At 70.4% G+C, this 19603-nt stretch carries 17 protein-coding genes; 7 read left to right on the forward strand and 10 right to left on the reverse strand.

The window, feature by feature from the left end:
- Positions 1-306: 306 nt before the first annotated feature.
- The 6 genes from ACFWGJ_RS02815 to ACFWGJ_RS02840 all read left to right on the forward strand — a co-directional run bounded on the left by ACFWGJ_RS02815 (position 307) and on the right by ACFWGJ_RS02840 (position 8934).
- Complete coding sequence (locus tag ACFWGJ_RS02815; RefSeq protein ID WP_210881354.1) at positions 307-1047, forward strand: response regulator transcription factor; 741 nt, start codon at positions 307-309, stop codon at positions 1045-1047.
- Positions 1044-2717, forward strand: a complete 1674-nt coding sequence (locus tag ACFWGJ_RS02820; protein ID WP_387320445.1) for a sensor histidine kinase — start codon at positions 1044-1046, stop codon at positions 2715-2717. Before ACFWGJ_RS02815 ends, ACFWGJ_RS02820 begins: the two co-directional genes overlap by 4 nt.
- Before the next feature lie 14 nt (positions 2718-2731).
- Positions 2732-4210, forward strand: coding sequence for a glycosyltransferase (locus ACFWGJ_RS02825; protein WP_387320446.1), 1479 nt, complete (start codon positions 2732-2734; stop codon positions 4208-4210).
- Positions 4207-6441: an ArnT family glycosyltransferase gene (locus ACFWGJ_RS02830; RefSeq protein WP_387320447.1), complete on the forward strand. Its 2235-nt coding sequence runs from the start codon at positions 4207-4209 to the stop codon at positions 6439-6441. Before ACFWGJ_RS02825 ends, ACFWGJ_RS02830 begins: the two co-directional genes overlap by 4 nt.
- A gap of 124 nt (positions 6442-6565) precedes the next feature.
- Complete coding sequence (locus ACFWGJ_RS02835) at positions 6566-8071, forward strand: MFS transporter (protein ID WP_387320449.1); 1506 nt, start codon at positions 6566-6568, stop codon at positions 8069-8071.
- Positions 8072-8154: 83 nt separating this feature from the next.
- Positions 8155-8934, forward strand: coding sequence for a TetR/AcrR family transcriptional regulator (locus tag ACFWGJ_RS02840; protein WP_387320452.1), 780 nt, complete (start codon positions 8155-8157; stop codon positions 8932-8934).
- Between the two features lie 141 nt (positions 8935-9075).
- On the opposite strand, the gene ACFWGJ_RS02845 is transcribed toward ACFWGJ_RS02840, so the two are convergent.
- The 4 genes from ACFWGJ_RS02845 to ACFWGJ_RS02860 all read right to left on the reverse strand — a co-directional run bounded on the left by ACFWGJ_RS02845 (position 9076) and on the right by ACFWGJ_RS02860 (position 13675).
- On the reverse strand, positions 9076-9537 hold the full coding sequence (locus ACFWGJ_RS02845) for a PPOX class F420-dependent oxidoreductase (protein ID WP_387320456.1): 462 nt from the start codon (positions 9535-9537) through the stop codon (positions 9076-9078).
- A gap of 80 nt (positions 9538-9617) precedes the next feature.
- Positions 9618-10442 carry a YceI family protein gene (locus ACFWGJ_RS02850; protein ID WP_387320458.1) on the reverse strand — a complete coding sequence of 275 codons (825 nt, stop codon included), beginning with the start codon at positions 10440-10442 and terminating at the stop codon, positions 9618-9620.
- Between the two features lie 108 nt (positions 10443-10550).
- Positions 10551-13136 (reverse strand): MFS transporter, encoded by a 2586-nt coding sequence (locus ACFWGJ_RS02855; protein ID WP_387320461.1) that lies wholly within the window; start codon positions 13134-13136, stop codon positions 10551-10553.
- A gap of 23 nt (positions 13137-13159) precedes the next feature.
- Entirely contained in the window at positions 13160-13675 is a 516-nt protein-coding gene (locus ACFWGJ_RS02860; RefSeq protein WP_381833474.1) for a MarR family winged helix-turn-helix transcriptional regulator, read from the reverse strand.
- Between the two features lie 712 nt (positions 13676-14387).
- Between ACFWGJ_RS02860 and ACFWGJ_RS02865 the strand changes: the two genes are divergently transcribed.
- On the forward strand, positions 14388-14585 hold the full coding sequence (locus tag ACFWGJ_RS02865) for a hypothetical protein (protein ID WP_387320464.1): 198 nt from the start codon (positions 14388-14390) through the stop codon (positions 14583-14585).
- Positions 14586-14679: 94 nt separating this feature from the next.
- Here the strand turns inward: ACFWGJ_RS02865 and ACFWGJ_RS02870 are convergent, their stop codons facing one another.
- The 6 genes from ACFWGJ_RS02870 to ACFWGJ_RS02895 all read right to left on the reverse strand — a co-directional run bounded on the left by ACFWGJ_RS02870 (position 14680) and on the right by ACFWGJ_RS02895 (position 19601).
- Positions 14680-15501 carry a hypothetical protein gene (locus tag ACFWGJ_RS02870; protein ID WP_387320467.1) on the reverse strand — a complete coding sequence of 274 codons (822 nt, stop codon included), beginning with the start codon at positions 15499-15501 and terminating at the stop codon, positions 14680-14682.
- Positions 15502-15562: 61 nt separating this feature from the next.
- On the reverse strand, positions 15563-16462 hold the full coding sequence (locus ACFWGJ_RS02875; protein WP_107020512.1) for an RNA polymerase sigma factor SigF: 900 nt from the start codon (positions 16460-16462) through the stop codon (positions 15563-15565).
- A gap of 244 nt (positions 16463-16706) precedes the next feature.
- Positions 16707-17579: an RNA polymerase sigma factor SigF gene (locus ACFWGJ_RS02880; RefSeq protein WP_387320468.1), complete on the reverse strand. Its 873-nt coding sequence runs from the start codon at positions 17577-17579 to the stop codon at positions 16707-16709.
- A 238-nt stretch (positions 17580-17817) separates the two neighbouring features.
- Positions 17818-18111, reverse strand: a complete 294-nt coding sequence (locus ACFWGJ_RS02885; RefSeq protein WP_387320469.1) for a Dabb family protein — start codon at positions 18109-18111, stop codon at positions 17818-17820.
- Positions 18112-18225: 114 nt separating this feature from the next.
- Positions 18226-18405 carry a hypothetical protein gene (locus tag ACFWGJ_RS02890; RefSeq protein WP_387320470.1) on the reverse strand — a complete coding sequence of 60 codons (180 nt, stop codon included), beginning with the start codon at positions 18403-18405 and terminating at the stop codon, positions 18226-18228.
- Positions 18406-18791: 386 nt separating this feature from the next.
- Positions 18792-19601 carry a protein phosphatase 2C domain-containing protein gene (locus ACFWGJ_RS02895; RefSeq protein ID WP_387320471.1) on the reverse strand — a complete coding sequence of 270 codons (810 nt, stop codon included), beginning with the start codon at positions 19599-19601 and terminating at the stop codon, positions 18792-18794.
- Positions 19602-19603: the final 2 nt, after the last annotated feature.

Consider the following 19603-nt stretch of genomic DNA (forward strand, 5'->3'; position numbering starts at 1 on the left):
GCCGGACCTGCCCGGTGCGAGCCCGGCCCTGCCCGTACGAGGCTGGCCCTGCCCGTACGAGCCCGGACCCGCCCGTGCGAGCCCGGACCCGCCCGTGCGAGCCCGGACCCGCCCGTGCGAGCCCGGACCCGCCCGTGCGAGCCCGGACCCGCCCCTGCGAGGCCGGCCCGCCCGTACGAGGCCGGACCCGCCCGTACCAGGCCCGAGGAGTCCCCCCGTGTTCCCTGAGAGGCGGCTGTGTGTTTCTCAGGGGATTCACAGGTTCCCGAAAGGGTGCTCTCAGGGCGGGCCACCAATGTGTTGGCTATGACCACGACCTCGCCCCAGGGGCGCACCGAACTGCTGAGGCCGGACGGGAGCCCCGTCCGCGTGCTTGTCGTGGACGACGAGCTGTCGATCACCGAGCTGCTGTCCATGGCCCTTCGCTACGAAGGGTGGCAGATCCGCAGCGCGGCCGACGGGACCGGTGCGGTGCAGACCGCCCGTGAGTTCCGGCCCGACGCCGTCGTTCTCGACATGATGCTGCCCGACATGGACGGTCTCGCCGTCCTCGGCCGGCTGCGCCGGGAACTGCCCGACGTGCCCGTTCTCTTCCTGACCGCGAAGGACGCGGTCGAGGACCGGATCGCGGGGCTGACGGCCGGCGGCGACGACTACGTCACCAAGCCCTTCAGCCTGGAGGAGGTCGTGGCGCGGCTGCGCGGGCTCATCCGCCGTTCCGGCGCCGCCGACCGCCGCTCCGACTCGGTGCTGGTCGTCGGCGACCTCACCCTGGACGAGGACAGCCACGAGGTGTCGCGCGCCGGTGACGGCATCCACCTCACCGCGACCGAGTTCGAGCTGCTGCGGTTCCTGATGCGCAATCCGCGCCGGGTGCTCAGCAAGGCGCAGATACTCGACCGCGTGTGGTCGTACGACTTCGGCGGTCAGGCCAACGTCGTCGAGCTCTACATCTCGTACCTGCGCCGCAAGATCGACGCCGGCCGTGAGCCGATGATCCACACCCGGCGCGGCGCCGGTTACCTGATCAAGCCCGCGACGTCGTGAGCGGGCGACGACGGCCGCGTACGCAGCGGCGCCGACCGTCCGGGGCCCCGCGCACGCTGCGGCGCCGGCAGCCTCGGACCCTGCGGACGCGGCTCGTCGTCTCGGCGGTCGCGCTGATCGCGGTGGTCTGCGCGGTGATCGGCACGGTGACGACGATCGCGTTGCAGCAGCACCTGTACAAGCAGCTGGACAGCCAGGTCACCGACGCCGCCGAGCGTGCCGGGGGCCCGCCACCGGGGGAGCTGCCCCGGAACCCGAACGGGGGCGGCTCGTCCCCGGTGTACTCCGGCGGCTCCTCGACGGATGACAGGCTCGTGGACTTCGTCACCAAGGGGCCGACGCAGAAGGACACCATCGCCGCCGAGGTCGGCAGCGACGGCGGAATCACCAGGGCTGTCGTGGCCGTGGAGAAGTCCTCGGACGGCGCCTTCGACCAGATGGCCTCCAAGAACCTCAGCGACGCGGCGAAGGCCGCGCTCGGTTCCGTGTCCAAGACCGGCAAGCACACCGTCGACATCCCGGGCATGGGCGAGTACCGCGTCATGTACGTCAGCGGCGGCAAGGGCAGTTTCTACATCGCCCTGCCCACCGAGTCCGTCACCAGCACCATCAACACCCTGATCCTCGTCGAGGTGAGCGTGACGGCGGCCGGCCTGATCGCCGCCGGTATCGCCGGCGCGACCATCGTCACCGTGGCCCTGCGCCCCCTCCGCAAGGTCGCCTCCACCGCCACCCGTGTCTCCGAACTGCCGCTGCACACCGGCGAGGTGACCCTCAACGAACGGGTCGCCGAGTCCGAGACCGACCCGCACACCGAGGTCGGGCAGGTCGGGGCCGCGCTCAACCGCATGCTCGACCACGTCCACGGCGCCCTGCACGCGCGCCAGGAGAGCGAGACCCGCGTACGGCAGTTCGTGGCGGACGCCAGCCATGAGCTGCGTACCCCCCTCGCGTCCATCCGCGGATACGCCGAGCTGACCAGACGCGGACGGGAGGAGACCGGGCCCGACACGCGGCACGCGCTGGGCCGGATCGAGTCCGAGGCCGGCCGTATGACGGGCCTCGTCGAGGACCTCCTGCTGCTCGCGCGCCTCGACGCGGGACGGCCGCTCAGTTACGAGCACACCGACCTCTCCCCGCTGGTCGTGGACGCCGTGAGCGACGCCCGCGCGGCCGGCCGCGAGCACAACTGGCGCCTCGAACTACCCGACGAACCGGCGCTGGTACTGGCCGACGCGGCCCGGGTGCAGCAGGTCATGGTGAACCTGTTCGCGAACGCGCGTACCCACACCCCGCCGGGCACGACCGTGACCGCACGCGTGCGCCGCCAGGGAGCGTGGGTGTGCGTGGACGTCCAGGACAACGGTCAGGGCATCCCGCCGGACCTGCTCCCGCACGTCTTCGAACGGTTCGCGCGCGGCGACTCCTCGCGCTCGCGCGCCTCCGGTTCGACCGGGCTCGGGCTCGCCATCGTGCAGGCCGTCGCGGCCGCGCACGGCGGTGCGGTGACCGTCGACAGCGTCCCCGGACACACGGTCTTCACCGTGCATCTGCCCGCGCTGGCCCCGCAGGCGCCTCATTCTCATGAGGCGTTCATTTCCGAAACACATTCAAAACCGTACTCACAGGCACAGCACAGCACGACCACATGGGTGCAACAGGGCGCTTGACGACAGTCGTTGTCATGCGAACCGAACCTTCTCCCGGCAACCTGCCGGCGCGGGAGCACCTCCCGGCCGGACATGCCGGTACGCCTGTCCTGGACGTAGTGATCCCCGTCTACAACGAGGAGAAGGACCTCCAGCCGTGTGTGCTCAGACTCCACGAGCACCTCTCCCGCACCTTCCCGTACGCGTTCCGCATCACCGTCGCGGACAACGCGTCCACGGACACCACTCCCCTGGTGGCGGCGCAACTGGCGGCGGAGCTCCCCGAGGTCAGATCGTTCCGGCTGGAGCAGAAGGGCCGCGGCCGGGCGCTGCGGACCGTCTGGTCCGCCTCGGACGCCCCGGTCCTCGCCTACATGGACGTCGACCTGTCCACCGACCTGAACGCGCTGCTCCCGCTGGTCGCGCCGCTGATCTCCGGTCACTCCGACCTGGCGATCGGCTCGCGGCTCGCCCGTAGTTCGCGGGTGGTGCGGGGCGCCAAGCGGGAGTTCATCTCCCGTACGTACAACCTGATCCTGCGGGGCTCCCTGCAGGCCCGGTTCTCCGACGCGCAGTGCGGCTTCAAGGCCATCCGGCGCGATGTCGCGCAGGTGCTGCTGCCGCTCGTCGAGGACACCGGATGGTTCTTCGACACCGAGATGCTGGTCCTCGCCGAACGGGCAGGGCTGCGCATCCACGAGGTGCCGGTGGACTGGGTCGACGATCCGGACTCGACCGTGCACATCGTGAAGACCGCGACCGACGACCTCAAGGGCGTGTGGCGCGTGGGACGCGCCCTCGCCACCGGCTCGCTGGCGCTGGACCGGCTCGCCCGGCCGTTCGGGGACGACCCGCGCGACCGCGAGATCAGCGGGGTACCGAAGGGCCTGGCCCGCCAGCTCGTCGGATTCTGTGTGGTGGGCGCCCTGTCCACGCTGTTCTACCTGGTGCTCTACAGCGGCTTCCGGACGTTCTCGGGTTCGCAGATCGCCAACGCGCTCGCCCTGCTCGTCTCGGCGGTCGCCAACACCGCCGCCAACCGCCGGCTGACCTTCGGTGTACGCGGCAAGGGCAGCGCGGTCCGCCATCAGGCGCAGGGCCTGGTCGTCTTCGGTATCGGACTCGCCCTCACCAGCGGCTCGCTCGCCGCCCTGAACGCGGCGACGGACGAGCCGGCGCACGCCACCGAACTCGCGGTGCTGATCGTCGCCAACCTCGCGGCGACCGTGCTGCGGTTCCTGCTCTTCCGGGCCTGGGTGTTCCCGGACCGGCACGACACGTCACCGTCGACCGTCGTCGCCTCTCACACACCCGCCGTGCCGAACGTGCCGCCGACCGTCCCGACCGGACCCGCCTCGCCGGTCTACGCGACGGCTCCGCGGGCCCCGTACGGCACGACCGACTCTTCCTACGGCACGACAGATTCCTCGTACGACCACCAGACCTGGGGGGACCCGACGATGCAGCTGCAGCCGGTGCGCCCGAACGATCATGATCCGAGGGACCCGCGATGACGACGACTCAGCACGAACAGCCGGATACGGGGGCCGCCGACCCCGGTTGGAGGCCACCCGCGTCCACAGCCGTACAGGAACCGGTCGTTCCGGCGGAGCCGGCCGCGGAGCGGACCGTCCCCGAGGACGGCAGTCCCAAGCAGCCCTTCGCGCGCCGCCTGTGGCGCGGACGGCCCGAGGACAACCGCTGGGTGCGCCCCGCGTTCCTCGGCGCGCTGCTGCTGATCGGCGCGCTCTACACCTGGAACCTCACGGCCTCCGGGTACGCCAACTCCTTCTACTCGGCGGCGGCCCAGGCCGGCAGCCAGTCCTGGAAGGCCTTCTTCTTCGGCTCGCTCGACTCGGCCAACGCCATCACCGTCGACAAGCCCCCGGCCTCCCTGTGGCCGATGGCCCTGTCGGTGCGGCTGTTCGGCCTGAACTCCTTCGCGATCCTGTTCCCGCAGGTCCTCATGGCCGTCGCCACCGCCGGAGTGCTGTACGCGGCCGTGCGCCGCCGGTTCACCCCCGCGGCAGGCTTCCTCACCATGGCGGTGTTCGCGCTCACGCCCGTCGCCGCGCTGATGTTCCGCTTCAACAACCCGGACGCGGCTCTCGCCCTCCTGATGGCCGTCACGGTCTACTGCGTCCTGCGCGCCATGGAGAAGGCCGAGACGAAGTGGCTGGTCTGGGCGGGTGCGGCCGTCGGTCTCGCCTTCCTGGTGAAGACCCTCCAGGCCTTCCTGATCCTGCCGCCCCTCGCGATCATCTATGTCGTCTTCGCGCCGACCACCCTGCGCCAGCGCATCGGACAGGTGCTGCTCTCCGGCCTGGCGATGATCGTCGCGGGCGGCTGGTGGGTGGCCCTGGTCGAACTGTGGCCCGCCTCCTCCCGCCCCTACATCGGCGGCTCACAGAACAACTCGTTCCTCGAACTCACCTTCGGCTACAACGGACTCGGCCGCATCAACGGCGAGGAGACCGGCAGCGTCGGGGGCGGCGGCGGAGGCGGCGGCTGGGGCGAGACCGGCTGGGACCGGATGTTCAGCTCGTCCATCGGCGGTCAGATCTCCTGGCTGATCCCGGCCGCGCTGATCGTGCTCGCCGCGGGCATCGCGCTGACCTGGAAGGCGAAGCGGACCGACACGGCCCGTGCCGCGTTCCTCGCCTGGGGCGGCTCGCTGCTGATCACCATGGTGGTCTTCAGCTTCATGCAGGGCATCTTCCACGAGTACTACACCGTGGCCCTCGCCCCGTACGTCGCCGCCGTGATCGGCATGGGCGCGAGCGTGCTCTGGGAAGAGCGCGGCCGGATGTGGATCTCGCTCACCATGGCGGCCGCGGCCACGGCCACCGCGGTCTGGGGTTACGTGCTCCTGAACCGTTCCTCCGACTACCTGCCCTGGCTCAAGTGGCTGGTCCTGGTCGGCGGGCTGGTCACGGCGCTCGGCCTGATCTTCATCGCGCGGCTCGGGCGCAGGCTGTCCCTCGCGGTGGTCGGGCTCAGCTTCGTCGCGGCGCTCGCGGGCCCGACGGCGTACACGCTGACCACGCTGAACGAGGGCCACAGCGGCTCGATCGTCACGGCGGGGCCCGCGGTCTCGGGCGGTCGCGGCGGCCCCGGCGGTGGCATGGGCGGCGGTCCCGGTGGCGGCGGTGGCGGTATGCCGGGCGGCAACCGGCAGGGCGGCACCGGCCAGAACCAGCAGGGCGGCGGCATGGGCCAGCCCCCGACCGGCGGCTTCCCCGGGGGCGGCCAGCAGGGCCAGCAGAACGGCAACGGTCAGACGGGCCAGAACGGCCAGACCCAGCCGGGCGGCGGCACGGCCGGCGGCACCGGTGACGGTGGCGGCATGGGCGGCGGAGGCGGTGGCGGGATGGGCGGTCTGCTCAACGGCGCGACCGTCAGCTCCGAGGCCAAGGCGCTCCTGGAGAAGGATTCCGGTGACTACACCTGGGTGGCCGCGGCCATCGGCTCGCAGAACGCGGCGAGCTACCAGCTCTCCACCGGCGACCCGGTGATGGCGATCGGCGGCTTCAACGGCAGCGACCCCTCGCCGACGCTGGCCCAGTTCAAGAAGTACGTGGCGGACGGGAAGATCCACTACTTCATCTCGTCCGGCTCGATGGGCGGTGGCAGCGACAGCTCCGGCACCGGGACCCAGATCAGTGAGTGGGTGCAGAAGAACTTCAAGGAGGTGACGGTGGGTTCGTCCACCTTCTACGACCTGACGCAGGCGGCGAGCAGTTGACGGTTCGCCCTTGTGGGGCGGTGGCCGGGGCGGAAGTGCCCCGGTCGCCGCCCCTTCGGCGTGCGTGCCGGGCGACCCGTAACTGCGTTGTACGCCGTATAAGACGTGTTCTACGGTGTATGGCATGCCAACTTCCCAGGGCCGTCCGCCGGGCCTTGCCCAAGGCCACCCCCAGCGGTGGCTGATCCTCGGTGTCATCTGCCTCGCCCAGCTCACCGTGCTGCTCGACAACACCGTGCTGAACGTCGCGATCCCCACCCTCACCGAGGAACTGGGCGCCGGCACCGCCGACATCCAGTGGATGATCAACGCGTACTCGCTGGTGCAGTCGGGGCTGCTGCTCAGCGCGGGCAGCGCGGCCGACCGCTACGGCCGCAAGAAGATGCTGGTCGCCGGTCTCGTGCTCTTCGGCGCCGGCTCGCTGGTCGCCGGACTCGCCGACACCACCGGGCAGTTGATCGCCGCCCGCGCGGGCATGGGCGTCGGCGGCGCGCTCCTGCTCACCACCACGCTCGCCGTCGCCATGCAGATCTTCACGCCCGACGAGCAGCCGAAGGCCATCGGCATCTGGAGCGCCGTCAACGCCCTCGGCTTCGCGACCGGGCCCCTGCTCGGCGGGTTCATGCTCGACCACTACTGGTGGGGCGCGATCTTCCTCATCAACCTGCCCGTGGTGGCCCTGGCCCTCACCGCCGTGATCAGCCTCGTACCGGAGTCGAAGAACCCGCGCGGCGACCGCCCCGACCTCCTCGGCGCCCTGCTCTCCACCATCGGCATGACCGCCCTCGTGTACGCGATCATCTCCGGCCCGGAACACGGCTGGACCTCCGCCCGCGTCCTCACCACGGCCGCCCTGGCGCTCCTCGTCCTCGCCCTCTTCGCCCACTGGGAGAGCCGGATCCCGTACCCCATGCTGGATCTGCACTTCTTCCGGGACCGGCGCTTCACGGGGGCCGTCGCCGGCGCCGTACTGATCACCTTCGGTATGGGCGGCGCGCTCTTCCTGCTGACCCAGCACCTCCAGTTCGTGCTCGGATACGGGCCCCTGGAGGCGGGTCTGCGCACGGCGCCGCTCGCCCTGACCGTGGTGGCCCTCAACTTCACCGGCCTGTCCGCGAAGTTCACCGCGAAGCTCGGCACACCCGTCTCCATCGCCCTCGGCATGGTGCTGATGTCCGGCGGCCTGGTGTCGATCGCGACCCTCGCGTCGAGCGGCTACGCCGGCACCCTGCTCGGTCTGCTCCTCATCGGCGCGGGCTGCGCGCTCGCCAACCCCGCCATGGCGCACGCCATCATGAGCGCGATCCCGCCGGAGAAGGCGGGCGTGGGCGCGGGGATCAACGGCACGCTGGCCGAGTTCGGCAACGGTCTCGGCGTCGCCGTCCTGGGCGCGGTCCTCAACGCCCGCTTCGCCGCGCTGATCCCGTTCGCTGCGGCCTCGCTGCCCGCGACGCTCGCCGCCGCGGACTCGGCGGACGAGCGCGCGCGGATCACGGACGGGTTCGCGTCGGGCCTGGAGACCAGCCAGCTGGTGGGCGCGGCGGCCGTCCTCCTCGGCGGACTGCTGGCCGCCGCGTTGCTTCGGCGGGCCGAGAGGGCAGACTCCGCGGTGGCGGCGGTGCCGATGTGAGGGCCGCCCGGTAGGAATCAGGGCTGGGGCGGACCTCGATGGTCCGAGGCGTCCCGGTGCGGAAGTGTCGAGGAAGGTGCGCCATGGTGAGGGCAGTCGACCGGGCCGAGCGCCCGGCACGGACCAGCGTGTGGCTGGAGGGCAAGGCCCCGCGAGGCGGTGGCGCCCGGGGCGGCCAGCCGGCCTCGCTCGACCGGGACCGGATCACCGGGGCGACGGTACGGCTGCTCGACGCGGACGGGCTGGCCAAGTTCTCCATGCGACGGCTGGCCGCCGAGCTGAATGTGACCGCGATGTCCGTCTACTGGTACGTGGACACGAAGGACGACCTTCTTGAACTCGCGCTCGACGCGATCCACGGGGAACTGGAACTGCCCGATCCGGAGGCGGACGAGGACTGGCGGGATCAGCTTCGCGCGCTCGCCTCCGGCTACCGGGCGCTGCTCGTACGGCACCCCTGGGCCTCGCCGCTCGCCGGGACGTTCCTCAACATCGGACCCAGGTCGGTCGCCTTCTCACGGACCGTGCAGCGGGTGATCCGCAGGACCGGACTGCCCACGCACCGGCTGGCGGGGGCCATCTCGGCCGTCCTCCAGTTCGTGTACGGGTTCGGCACGATCGAGGGGCACTTCACCGCGCGGTCCGCGGAGGCGGGGATGAGTCCTGACGCGTACTTCCAGCAGGCGCTGAGCACGTTGCGGGGGGCGCCCGAGCTCGATGACGTGCTGGAGGAGAGCGCGGAGATCATGCGGGCGCGTGGGGGGAGCACGCTGGGGGACATGTACGAGCGGGACTTCGGGTTCGGGCTGGATCTGGTGATCGCGGGGATCGAGACGGTGGTGCTCCGCGGGGGTGAGGGGTAGGGGTGCGGGTTTGTTGCCCGCGACCCCCTCAAGACGAAAAGATTGCGCCGTTCCCCGCGCCCCCGAAAAGCAGAAGATTGCGCCGTTCCCCGCGCCCCCGAAAAGCAGAAGACTGCGCCGTTCCCCGCGCCCCTGGAACCGCTAGGCCAGTCTTGCGGGGAAGCCGCCCGTTGCCACCGGGCCCCATTTTTCCGGGGTGATGCGGATGATCGACTTGCCTTGCTTGATCATGGCCTGGCGGTACTCGTCCCAGTCCGGGTGTTCGCCCGAGATGTTGCGGAAGTACTCGACCAGGGGTTCCACCGAGTCGGGGGAGTCGATCACCTCGGCCGTGCCGTCGATCTGGACCCAGGGGCCGTTCCAGTCGTCGCTCAGGACGATCAGGCTGACCCGCTCGTCGCGCTTGGCGTTGCGGGTCTTGGCGCGCTCCGGGTAGGTGGAGACGACGATGCGGCCCGAGTCGTCGACTCCGCAGGTCAGGGGCGACCCCTGCGGGCTCCCGTCGGCCCTGCGGGTCAGCAGGATGGCGCGATGACGGGGACGTACGAAGTCGAGCAGCTCGGCCGACGATACGGAGGTGTTCGTAGCGATGTTCGGTGCCATGGGGGCAGCCTAGGGGTACAACCGCCCGCCCAGGCTGACCCTGCCGTGCCTACGCACAGGTCTGTGTCCGTACCGGCGGGCTAGACCTGCGGGAGCGTCTCCCCCTGCACCGCCTGGATGTCCAGCTCCACCTTGAGCGTCGTGCCGATCGCCGCGATGCCCGCCTGGACGACCTGGTTGTAGTTCATCGCGAAGTCCTCGCGGCGCAGTTCCGTGGTGGCGCGGAAGGCCGCCCGCGTGCCGCCCCAGGGGTCGGCGCCGGTGCCGAGGTAGGCGAGGTCCAGGTCGACCGGGCGTACGACCCCGTGCAGGGTCAGGTCGCCGTGGACCGTCCAGCGGTCGCTGCCGGTGGCCGGGGTCAGGCCCGTCGAGACGAACGTGATCTCCGGGTGGCGCTCCACGTCCAGGAAGTCCGGCGACTTCAGGTGCCCGTCACGCATGGCGTTGCCCGTGTCGATCGAGTCGGCCCGGATCACCGCCTCCACCCGGGACTTTGCGACCTCGTCCGGGGCGATCTCGATCGACCCGGCGAACCGTGTGAACCGGCCGTGCACGCTGGAGATCCCCAGGTGCTGGGCGACGGCGCCCACGGACGAGTGCGCCGGATCCACCGTCCACGGGCCGGGCGGCGGCAGCTCGGTGCCGCCCTGCCGGGCGAGGGTCACGGTGCCGATCTCGGCCCGGCCGCTCGCCGTCACGATGGCGCTCGACGCGACGGGCGCGTACCCGACGGCCGTGACGATCACCGTGTACGCGCCGGGCACGAGGACGACCGCGTCCCGCACGGTGCCTTCCTCGTCGGCCTCGGCACGCACCACCTGGGCGCCCGTCATGTCGGTCACGGTGACGACCGCGTGCGACACGGCCCAGCCGTCCCGCGTACGGATCCGCGCGGTCAGTCCCATTGCTCACAACCTCATCTCATGAAAACCGGCCCGCGGAGCACGCCTCCGCTCGGAACGCGCCCCACGGGCCGGGGTCTTCGACTGCTGTTTCCTGAAGCGGCCCGGTGACTACTCGCCGGGGTGGGCGAGCTTGATGTCGTGGCCGTCCACGCCGCCGCCGCTCACGGTCAGGGCCGTGGCCACCGGCGGGTAGCCGGTCGCGATGACGGTGTACTCGCCGCTGTCCAGGTCGGCGAAGGCGTACGCCCCGTCCGCCCCGGTGGTGGCGGTGCCGACCACGTTGCCCGCCGCGTCGACGAGCGTGACCCGGGCGTCGCCCAGGGGTCCTGCGGGTGCGTGCACCACGCCCTGGAGCTGCGCTCCGGCGGTCAGTTCGACCTCGACCCGGGTGACCCCGGTGCCGCCGACCTCGACGGGCAGGGCGCGGGGCCGGTGTCCGGCGGCGTTCACCGCGACGGTCACGGCACCGGGCACCAGCTCGGCGAAGGTGAACTCGCCCTGCTCACCGGTGGTCCCGGTGGCCAGCACGTCACCGCGCACATCGGTCACGATGACCATCGCGCCCACGACCGGCTGCTCGGTCCCGGCGGCCTTCACCGCACCGGCGAGCCCGCTCGTGCCGCTCAGCAGGATGTCGTACGCGAGCGGCTCACCGTTCACGACGACCGTGGAGGCCTGCGGCTGGAACCCGTCCGCGGAGGCGATCAGCACGTACGAACCCGTGCCGGGCGCGTCCACGGCGTAGGCCCCGTCGGCCTGGGCGACCGAGCGGCCCAGCTGACGGCCCGCGAGGGAGATCAGCGTGACGGCGGCCCGGGGCACGGGCGCGCTCTCGGCGCCGCGCACGAACCCGTGGACCGGTACCCCGCCGGAACCGGCACTCGCGGCGGAGTCGGTACCGGCCGCCAGGGTGGCGACGGCCGCGAGCCGCTGGGTGCCCGCGGGGCCCTGCTCAGGGCCCGCACCGTTGCCGGTGTCGGCGACCGCCCAGCTCGGTACGCGCTCGTCGGCCCCGTTCGGGAAGGTGTCGGCCGAGCCAGCCGCCGCGGGGGAGTCCGCCGCCGGGGCGGTCTCGGCGACAGCGGCCGTACCGTCCGCCTGGGCGGCCTCGGCGGCCTGCGCCAGCCCGCCCGAGGTACGCAGCGGGACCTCCTTGATGAACAGCGTGATGAGGAAGGCGAGCAGGGCCAGGGCGGCGGCGATCAGGAAGACGTCCGCGATGCCGTGCCCGTACGCGCTCTCCATGACCGTGCGCAGCGGCGCGGGCAGCGAGTCCATGTCCGGGATGCTGCCGGTCGAGTGGCTGGCCGCGGCGGCGTACTTGGGGTCGATGCCGGTGAGGCCGTCCTTGACGTAGTCGGTGATGCGGTTGGCCATCACCGCGCCGAGCGCCGAGACGCCCATCGCGCCACCGAGGGAACGGAAGAAGGTCACCGTGGAGCTGGCCGCGCCGAGGTCCTGGGGCGCCACCTGGTTCTGCGTGGAGAGCACCAGGTTCTGCATCATCATGCCGATGCCGAGACCCAGCAGCGCCATGAAGATCGCGGTCTTCCAGTAGTCCGTGTCGTAGCGGATGGTGCCCAGCAGACCGAGGCCCGCCGTGATGAGCACGCCGCCGCCGACCAGCCATGCCTTCCACTTGCCGGTCTTGGTGATGATCTGGCCGGAGACGGTGGAGGAGACGAACAGACCGCCGATCATCGGGATCGTCAGCACACCGGACATGGTGGGCGACTCGTCCCGGGCCAGCTGGAAGTACTGGCTGAAGAAGACGGTGCCGGAGAACATCGCGACACCGACGAAGAGCGAGGCGAGGGAGGAGAGCGCGATGGTCCGGTTGCGGAAGAGCCGCAGCGGGATGATCGGCTCCTTGGCCCTCGACTCGATGAACACGAAGATCAGTCCGAGCGCGATCGAGCCGCCGACCATCGCGTACGTCTGCCACGACACCCAGTCGTACTTGTCGCCCGCGAAGGTGACCCACAGGAGCAGCAGCGAGACCGCGGCGGAGATGAAGAACGCGCCGGCCCAGTCGACCTTCACGTCCCGCTTCACGACGGGCAGGTGCAGGGTCTTCTGGAGGACGATCAGCGCGATGATCGCGAAGGGGACACCGACGTAGAAGCACCAGCGCCAGCCGAGCCAGCTGGTGTCGGTGATGACACCGCCGAGCAGTGGGCCGCCGACGGTCGCGACGGCGAACGTGGCGCCGAGGTAGCCGGAGTACCGGCCGCGCTCACGCGGGGAGATCATCGCGGCCATGACGATCTGCGCGAGGGCGGACAGACCGCCCACGCCGATGCCCTGCACGACGCGGCAGGCGATCAGCATGCCCGCGTTCTGCGACAGACCGGCGGCGGCCGAGCCCAGGACGTAGACGACGAGGGCTATCTGGACGAGCGCCTTCTTGCTGTACAGGTCCGCGAGCTTGCCCCACAGAGGCGTGGTCGCGGTCATCGACAGCAGGGCGGCGGTGACGACCCAGGTGTAGGCGGACTGGCCGCCGCCCAGGTCGCCGATGATCTCGGGCAGGGCGTTGGAGACGATCGTCGACGACAGGATCGCGACGAACATGCCGAGCAGGAGCCCGGACAGGGCTTCCATGATCTGCCGGTGCGTCATCGGAGCGCCGTCGGGGACGCCTCCGTGCTTGGCGTGTGAGCCCCGCACACCGGCTGGTGTGGTCGTTGCCATGGGCTTCCTTTTCTTGTGTTGCGTCATACGGGTGTACGGGTGGTCCGCTCGGCGGGCGCTGCGTCGGGCCTGGCCGCTCCGGCCGCGGAGGCCGGTACGGGAGTCGGGGCCCGGCAGTCGCCGAAGCTGGCGCGCAGTCGGCCGAGCAGGGTGTTGAGCTGGTCGACCTCGTCGTCGGACCAGTCCGCCAGGTAGTGGGCGAGCGCGTTCATGTAGCGCTCGGAGAGGTCGGCGAGCATGTCGCGTCCGGCGGGGGTGAGCCGCAGGATGCGGGAGCGCTTGTCGGCCGGGTCGGGGGACCGGTCGATCCAGCCGTGCTCGGCGACGTGCGCCACATGCCGGCTGGTCACCGACATGTCGATGGCCATCAGCTCGGCGAGACGGCTCATCCGCATCTCACCGTGCCGGTCGAGCAGCGTGAGCACCGCGGCGGAACCCGCCGGGCACTCGTGCGGGAGGATCCGCCCCAGCCCCCGCTTCACGGCACCGATGGCGCTCAGCTGCTGGGCCAGCTCCTCGTACTGCCGTCGAGCGGCCATCGCACCTCCCTCATGTTCTTTTGTTGCTTGAGGCAACCATAAATACTGTTGGTTGCTGCAGGCAAACGAAATGGGGCCCTGCGGGCTAAAACCTTGGCAAAGGCAAGTATTGGCGAACGTAAACTCGCAGCTCAGGCGGGTTTGCGGGGTCTCCGGGCCGCTTCCGATCGCCGCTGGCCCTGCTCGGTGCCTGGGGCGGCGGCCCTCACTCCGCCCGATGCCTGAGGCGGCGGCCGCTCGCCCGCCGGATGCCTGAGGTGGCGGCCCTCACTTACTCGCCCGCCGGATGCCTGGGGCGGCGGCCCTCACTTACTCGCCCGCCGGATGCCTGGGGCGGCGGCCCTCACTCACTCGCCCGCCCGATGTCTGAGGCGGCGGCCCTCACTCACTCGCCCGCCCGAATCCTGAGGCGGCGGCCTGCAGATCGGGAGGCTCGATGTGCAGATCGGCAGGCTCGATGTGCGGGGCGATCGGTCCCTCAGTCGCTGCCCGGCCCGCTCGGCCCGCTCGGCGTCCGAGGTGGCGGCCATCGGCCGGCCCCGGCCCGCTGCTCGGTGGCCGGGGCCGACTGCCCCCTTCAGCCCGTCCGGCGCTTGAGGACGAGGCCGCAAGGCCGATACGGGGGTCCGGGGGCGGAGCCCCTGGGCGGTGCCCAAGAGATAGACGGCCCCAAAACTTGGGGCCACCGAACGCACCCGATAGGGTCACGCGCATGGCAAACACCCAGGGCCCCGAGGGCAACTACGACCCCGCGGGTAGCACCCAGATGTTCCGAGCGTTCGTCGACGACCCGCAGAGCCGTCAGCAGCAGCAGGCGGCCACCACCCGGGGTCCCCGGGTCGGCCTGATCGTCGGTGTGATCGCGGCCGTCGCGATCGTCGCCGTGGTCGCCTGGCTCGCACTCAAGTAGCCGCCCGAGCGGTCGCCGCGAGCAGCCGTTCCAGCGGCTGCTCAAGCGATTGCTCAAGCGATTGCTCAAGCGGCCGGGGGCGCCACCGGGCGCCCTACTCCCACCGGACGGACACGTCCCGCGTCTCGACATGCATACCGAGAGGTACGCGCCACGCGTCGACGCACACCGTCCAGGTCTTCTCCGTCCGGCTGCCCGGCGCGATCGGCACGGGCAGCCGTTCGGCCGACTCGACGGTCGCCCAGTCGATCCCGAGCGCGCCGATGACGTGCGTTCCGAAGGTCACCGTGCCCGAACGCACCGCGGTGCCCCCGGTGTTGCGGAACCCGACGGTGACCTTCTCGCACCACCTCTTGTCGGCGGGCTCCCGCTCGGGCTCACCGACGACCAGCACGGCGGGACCGGCGGGCGTGCCCGCCCCCGAAGTGCCGCCGTCCCCCGGACTCCCGTCAGCACCACCGGCGTTGCCCGTGCCGCCCGTACCGGCGGAGCCGTCGCCGCCGCCCGGGGCCGGGCTCGTACGACCGCTGCCGTGCGCGCCGGACGTACCGGCGGCCGGGGACGAGCCCGCGCCGCTCCCGCCCGGGCCGGTGCCGGCGCGTGTGTCCGCGCCCGGGTCCGTGTCAGGCCGGGTGCCGTCGTCGCCCGACGCCGAACCCGGTTGCCCCGCGGCCCCCTTGGCCGCGGACGCGCTCTCCAGCGGCACCAAATTCACGTCTCCGGTGGGCGCGACGGCCTGCGCGGACGAGGAGGGCCGCTGCACGGCGACGTATCCGTCACCGCCGCCTCCGCCACCACCGATGCCGCTGCCGCAGGCGGCCAGCGTCACCGCGCCCAGACAGACCACAGCCGCCGAGGCACCCCCAAGGGCCCCTCGGCGACCACGTATCGACTGCTGTCCCACCGGTCGACGCATCGCGCCAGTGTGGCTGACGACCCGTCAATTATGAACCCCTCGCGAGGCCCTGGCCGGTGGCTCAGTCGGAGATGAGACCTTCCCGCAGCTGGGACAGCGTCCGCGTGAGCAGCCGGGAGACGTGCATCTGCGAGATGCCGACCTCCTCGCCGATCTGCGACTGCGTCATGTTGGCGAAGAAGCGGAGCATGATGATCTGCCGCTCGCGGGGCGGGAGTTTGGCGAGCAGGGGCTTCAGGGACTCGCGGTACTCCACGCCCTCAAGCGCCGTGTCCTCGTAGCCGAGGCGGTCCGCGAGGGAGCCCTCGCCGCCGTCGTCCTCGGGGGCCGGGGAGTCGAGGGACGACGCCGTGTAGGCGTTGCCCACCGCCAGGCCGTCGACCACGTCCTCCTCGGACACGCCCAGTACGACGGCGAGTTCGGCGACGGTCGGCGAGCGGTCCAGCTTCTGGGAGAGCTCGTCGCTGGCCTTGGTCAGCGCGAGCCGCAGCTCCTGGAGCCGGCGCGGTACACGCACCGACCACGACGTGTCCCGGAAGAAGCGCTTGATCTCACCCACGACCGTCGGCATCGCGAACGTCGGGAACTCCACGCCCCGTTCGCAGTCGAAGCGGTCGATCGCCTTGATCAGGCCGATCGTGCCGACCTGGACGATGTCCTCCATCGGTTCGTTGCGCGACCGGAACCGGGCGGCCGCGTAACGCACCAGCGGGAGGTTGAGTTCGATGAGGGTGTCCCGTACATAGCCGCGCTCGGGGCTGTTCTCGTCGAGAGCGGCGAGCCGCAGGAACAGGGAGCGGGACAGGGTGCGGGTGTCGATCACTTCCGGGGTCGGGGGGAAGGCCGGGGCTTCCGCGGCCGGGATGGCCGGAACCTCGACAACGACACTGTGAAGCACGTCTGGCGCGGATTCGCTCTTCGTGAGCGTGAGCACCTTCGAGCTGCCCTGGTCTGCGGACATGCCACCCCCTTTGGGTCGCGGACGGTCGCGGCGGACGCTCCCGTCGAAGGAACGCAGCCTCCACCTGAATACCGGAGGCGGGGCTGCGGCAAACGCGTCACCGGAAGAATGTCACATGTCGGCAACACGCTGTAGTGACATGTCGACACAAGAGGGGTGAATAGGCCCTGGAAAAAGGGGGTCTGACGGTTTTTCGGCGCAGAAATGACGGGAAAAGTCCTTGGAGGCGATTCGCTCCCCGGAGCTACGCCTCGATCCTGTTTGCGGATCGGAGCCGAGCGAAACTTCGGGCGAGGAGCCTTGACACATGCATCTGCGAGACGCCCAGCTCAGCGCTGATCTGTGACTGCGTCAGATTGCTGTAGTAACGGAGCAGGAGGATGCGCTGCTCCCGCTCGGGCAACTGGACGAGCAGATGCCGTACGAGGTCCCGGTGCTCCACGCCGTCCAGCGCGGGATCCTCGAAACCGAGCCGGTCGAGGAGCCCCGGCAGCCCGTCGCCCTCCTGGGCGGCCTCCAGGGAGGTCGCGTGGTAGGAGCGTCCGGCCTCGATGCAGGCCAGCACCTCGTCCTCGGTGATGCGCAGCCGTTCGGCGATCTCGGCGGTCGTGGGCGTGCGCCCGAAGGCCGTCGTGAGGTCCTCGGTGGCGCTGTTCACCTGCACCCACAGCTCGTGCAGCCGGCGCGGTACGTGGACCGTGCGGACGTTGTCGCGGAAGTACCGCTTGATCTCGCCGATGACGGTGGGCATCGCGAAGGTCGGGAACTGCACGCCCCGGTCGGGGTCGAAGCGGTCGATGGCGTTGATCAGCCCGATGGTGCCGACCTGGACGACGTCCTCCATGGGCTCGTTGCGCGAGCGGAAGCGGGCGGCGGCGTACCGCACGAGCGGGAGGTTCGCCTCGATCAGCGCGGCCCGCACCCGGCCGTGCTCGGGGGTGCCGGGCTCCAGGTTCTTGAGCTCGCCGAAGAGGACCTGGGTGAGGGCCCGGGTGTCGGCGCCGCGGCGCCGCTGCGGGCTCTGGTCCGGGGAATCGCCCGGTTCGTCGATCCGTTCGAGGGCCTGCGGCTTCTGCTGGGGAGGTGCAGGTGCTTGAGGCGCGGTACTGGCCGGCACGGTCAACTCCACCTCTGGGTCCGTCAACCCGTGAAAACACAAGTCCGAACGACGTCCGTCAGACACATGCGTCAACTCATCGGTCAAAAGCGGTCATAGCATCACAAGACATGTGCACTGTGTGCAAGCACCTCATCACTCCGTGTTGAACCCTGGCCGGGATCCGGGGCGTGGGAGCGCGCGAAAAACCCCTCGCCGTCAGGACGAGGGGCCGGTGTTCCGCGTGCCGTGCGGCGGCTCAGAACGCGTAGTCGGCGATCACCCACGTGGCGAACTCACGCCACAGGGCGACGCCCGCCTGATGGGCGGGGTGCTCGATGTACCGCTTGAGCGCGTCCGTGTCCTCGACCGCCGAGTTGATCGCGAAGTCGTAGGCGATGGGGCGGTCGGTGATGTTCCACGCGCACTCCCAGAACTGCAGTTCGGGAATCGTGTCGCCGAGCGCACGGAAGGCGGCGACGCCCTCGACGACGCGGGGTTCGTCCCGCTCGACACCTTCGTTGAGCTTGAAGAGGACCAGGTGGCGGATCACGTGCACTCCCAGGACGAACGGGGATACGGGGAACGGGACACAGGGATACGGGGATGCGGCGACGCGGGGATACGAAAGGGGGCGGGGGACGGCGGTGGTGGGGCCGTAGGGCCGCTAGTCCTTGGCCCCGTCGGCGATCCAGGTCATGAAGTCACCGACGGACTGGGCGGCGTTGGAGATGCCCTCGAAGCCTATCTGGACGTAGTCCGCCGCTCCTTCGGGGTCGGTGATGATCACGTACAGCGCGAAGACCACGACTACGTAGACGGCGACCTTCTTCGAATTCACCGCCATCGCGGCCTCCCCGTATGCCTGCTGCCTGTGCCCGCTTGTGCCCCTGTGGCTGCTGTGCCTGTGGGGACCCCTGGTGTCGGCGGCGAGTGTAACCCCGGGCAGTTGATCTGACGATCTTTCAACGGTCCGCACCGGAACAGCACGAAGGGCCCGGTCCAGTGGACCGGGCCCTTCATCTATCTGCGGTAGCGGAGGGATTTGAACCCTCGGTGACTTGCGCCACACTCGCTTTCGAGGTCTGTTCGTGCTGGTCAGAGCGCGGTATAAGGCCGTTCAACCTCGTTCATTCCCGTACTCCGGCCCGCCGCGTGAACCCTCGTGAACGCCTTCGGACGGGGGTGAATGAGACGGAAACTGAGACGGAGCGCGCGAGCGCTGACCAGCCGTTATCCCCACTCGCAGAAGGCAACGGACGCGTCATCCCCGGACTTGTAGCGCGGCCATCGTTGCCCATGAGGGTCTGAGGCCTCCACCTTACGAACCGCGTCGATCAGCTCGCGCGGCCCCCCGGCGCGGAGCGTCCTGAAGACTTCGGACCAGGTCGCCATCGAGTAGTCCGTCACGAGGCATGCCGCACCGTCGGACAAGAGCGCGGCGGCGCGCAGATCCTCGGCGGGAGCGCTGCCGGTCAACGCATGTTCTGCGGCTTCGGGCCCGGAAGCCGCGACCCAATACCCGGTTGCCGTGTTGCGGGTCTCTCGCTGCGCGAGCACCAAGCGGCGCAGAGCCTCTTTGTGCTCTGCCGTATTGGTCTCGTACCGATCAACTTCCGCTTTCAACTCCGGAAGGATCTCCTTCACGCGTAGGTCAGTGATCACGGAGAAGCCTTGGCGACCTTCGAGCACGATCGGTGAGTCAGCCAAAACAAGGTGATCAAAGAAGTCTTCGCGCTGCCGGAGGACGGCCACCGTTGCGGATGGAGTCCCCGGATTCTTCAGGTCGCATTCGGGGTGCTCGCCCGCCACGCGTTCGAGGGCATCAGCCAAACCGCTCGACAGTGAGCGCTCCGGGTCGACTAGTGCGGCCACGAGATGACTGCCCAGGTGCTCGACGTACCACGGAACGCCGTGGTGGCATCCCGTGTCCAGGCCCGCAGTGCTGAGCCCGTCCAGCACAACGGCAAGAGCCGGAGTGCCGGCCACCCAATCTTCGTTGGGGGCGGTTCCGCCGGGGCGGGTGTCGATCGCGACGCGCATGC

Source organism: Streptomyces sp. NPDC060205, assembly GCF_042728395.1.
In the GTDB taxonomy this organism is placed as follows: domain Bacteria; phylum Actinomycetota; class Actinomycetes; order Streptomycetales; family Streptomycetaceae; genus Streptomyces.

Excerpts from the sequence above, each read along its gene's own strand:
- ACFWGJ_RS02890 (WP_387320470.1), bottom strand. The coding sequence starts at position 18,405 with ATGGCGGTGAATTCGAAGAAGGTCGCCGTCTACGTAGTCGTGGTCTTC.
- ACFWGJ_RS02860 (WP_381833474.1), bottom strand. The coding sequence starts at position 13,675 with ATGGCCGCTCGACGGCAGTACGAGGAGCTGGCCCAGCAGCTGAGCGCC.
- ACFWGJ_RS02850 (WP_387320458.1), bottom strand. The coding sequence starts at position 10,442 with ATGGGACTGACCGCGCGGATCCGTACGCGGGACGGCTGGGCCGTGTCG.
- ACFWGJ_RS02845 (WP_387320456.1), bottom strand. The coding sequence starts at position 9,537 with ATGGCACCGAACATCGCTACGAACACCTCCGTATCGTCGGCCGAGCTG.
- ACFWGJ_RS02865 (WP_387320464.1), top strand. The coding sequence starts at position 14,388 with ATGGCAAACACCCAGGGCCCCGAGGGCAACTACGACCCCGCGGGTAGC.
- ACFWGJ_RS02825 (WP_387320446.1), top strand. The coding sequence starts at position 2,732 with ATGCGAACCGAACCTTCTCCCGGCAACCTGCCGGCGCGGGAGCACCTC.
- ACFWGJ_RS02815 (WP_210881354.1), top strand. The coding sequence starts at position 307 with ATGACCACGACCTCGCCCCAGGGGCGCACCGAACTGCTGAGGCCGGAC.
- ACFWGJ_RS02895 (WP_387320471.1), bottom strand. The coding sequence starts at position 19,601 with ATGCGCGTCGCGATCGACACCCGCCCCGGCGGAACCGCCCCCAACGAA.
- ACFWGJ_RS02855 (WP_387320461.1), bottom strand. The coding sequence starts at position 13,136 with ATGGCAACGACCACACCAGCCGGTGTGCGGGGCTCACACGCCAAGCAC.
- ACFWGJ_RS02835 (WP_387320449.1), top strand. The coding sequence starts at position 6,566 with ATGCCAACTTCCCAGGGCCGTCCGCCGGGCCTTGCCCAAGGCCACCCC.
- ACFWGJ_RS02870 (WP_387320467.1), bottom strand. The coding sequence starts at position 15,501 with ATGCGTCGACCGGTGGGACAGCAGTCGATACGTGGTCGCCGAGGGGCC.
- ACFWGJ_RS02875 (WP_107020512.1), bottom strand. The coding sequence starts at position 16,462 with ATGTCCGCAGACCAGGGCAGCTCGAAGGTGCTCACGCTCACGAAGAGC.
- ACFWGJ_RS02830 (WP_387320447.1), top strand. The coding sequence starts at position 4,207 with ATGACGACGACTCAGCACGAACAGCCGGATACGGGGGCCGCCGACCCC.
- ACFWGJ_RS02840 (WP_387320452.1), top strand. The coding sequence starts at position 8,155 with ATGGTGAGGGCAGTCGACCGGGCCGAGCGCCCGGCACGGACCAGCGTG.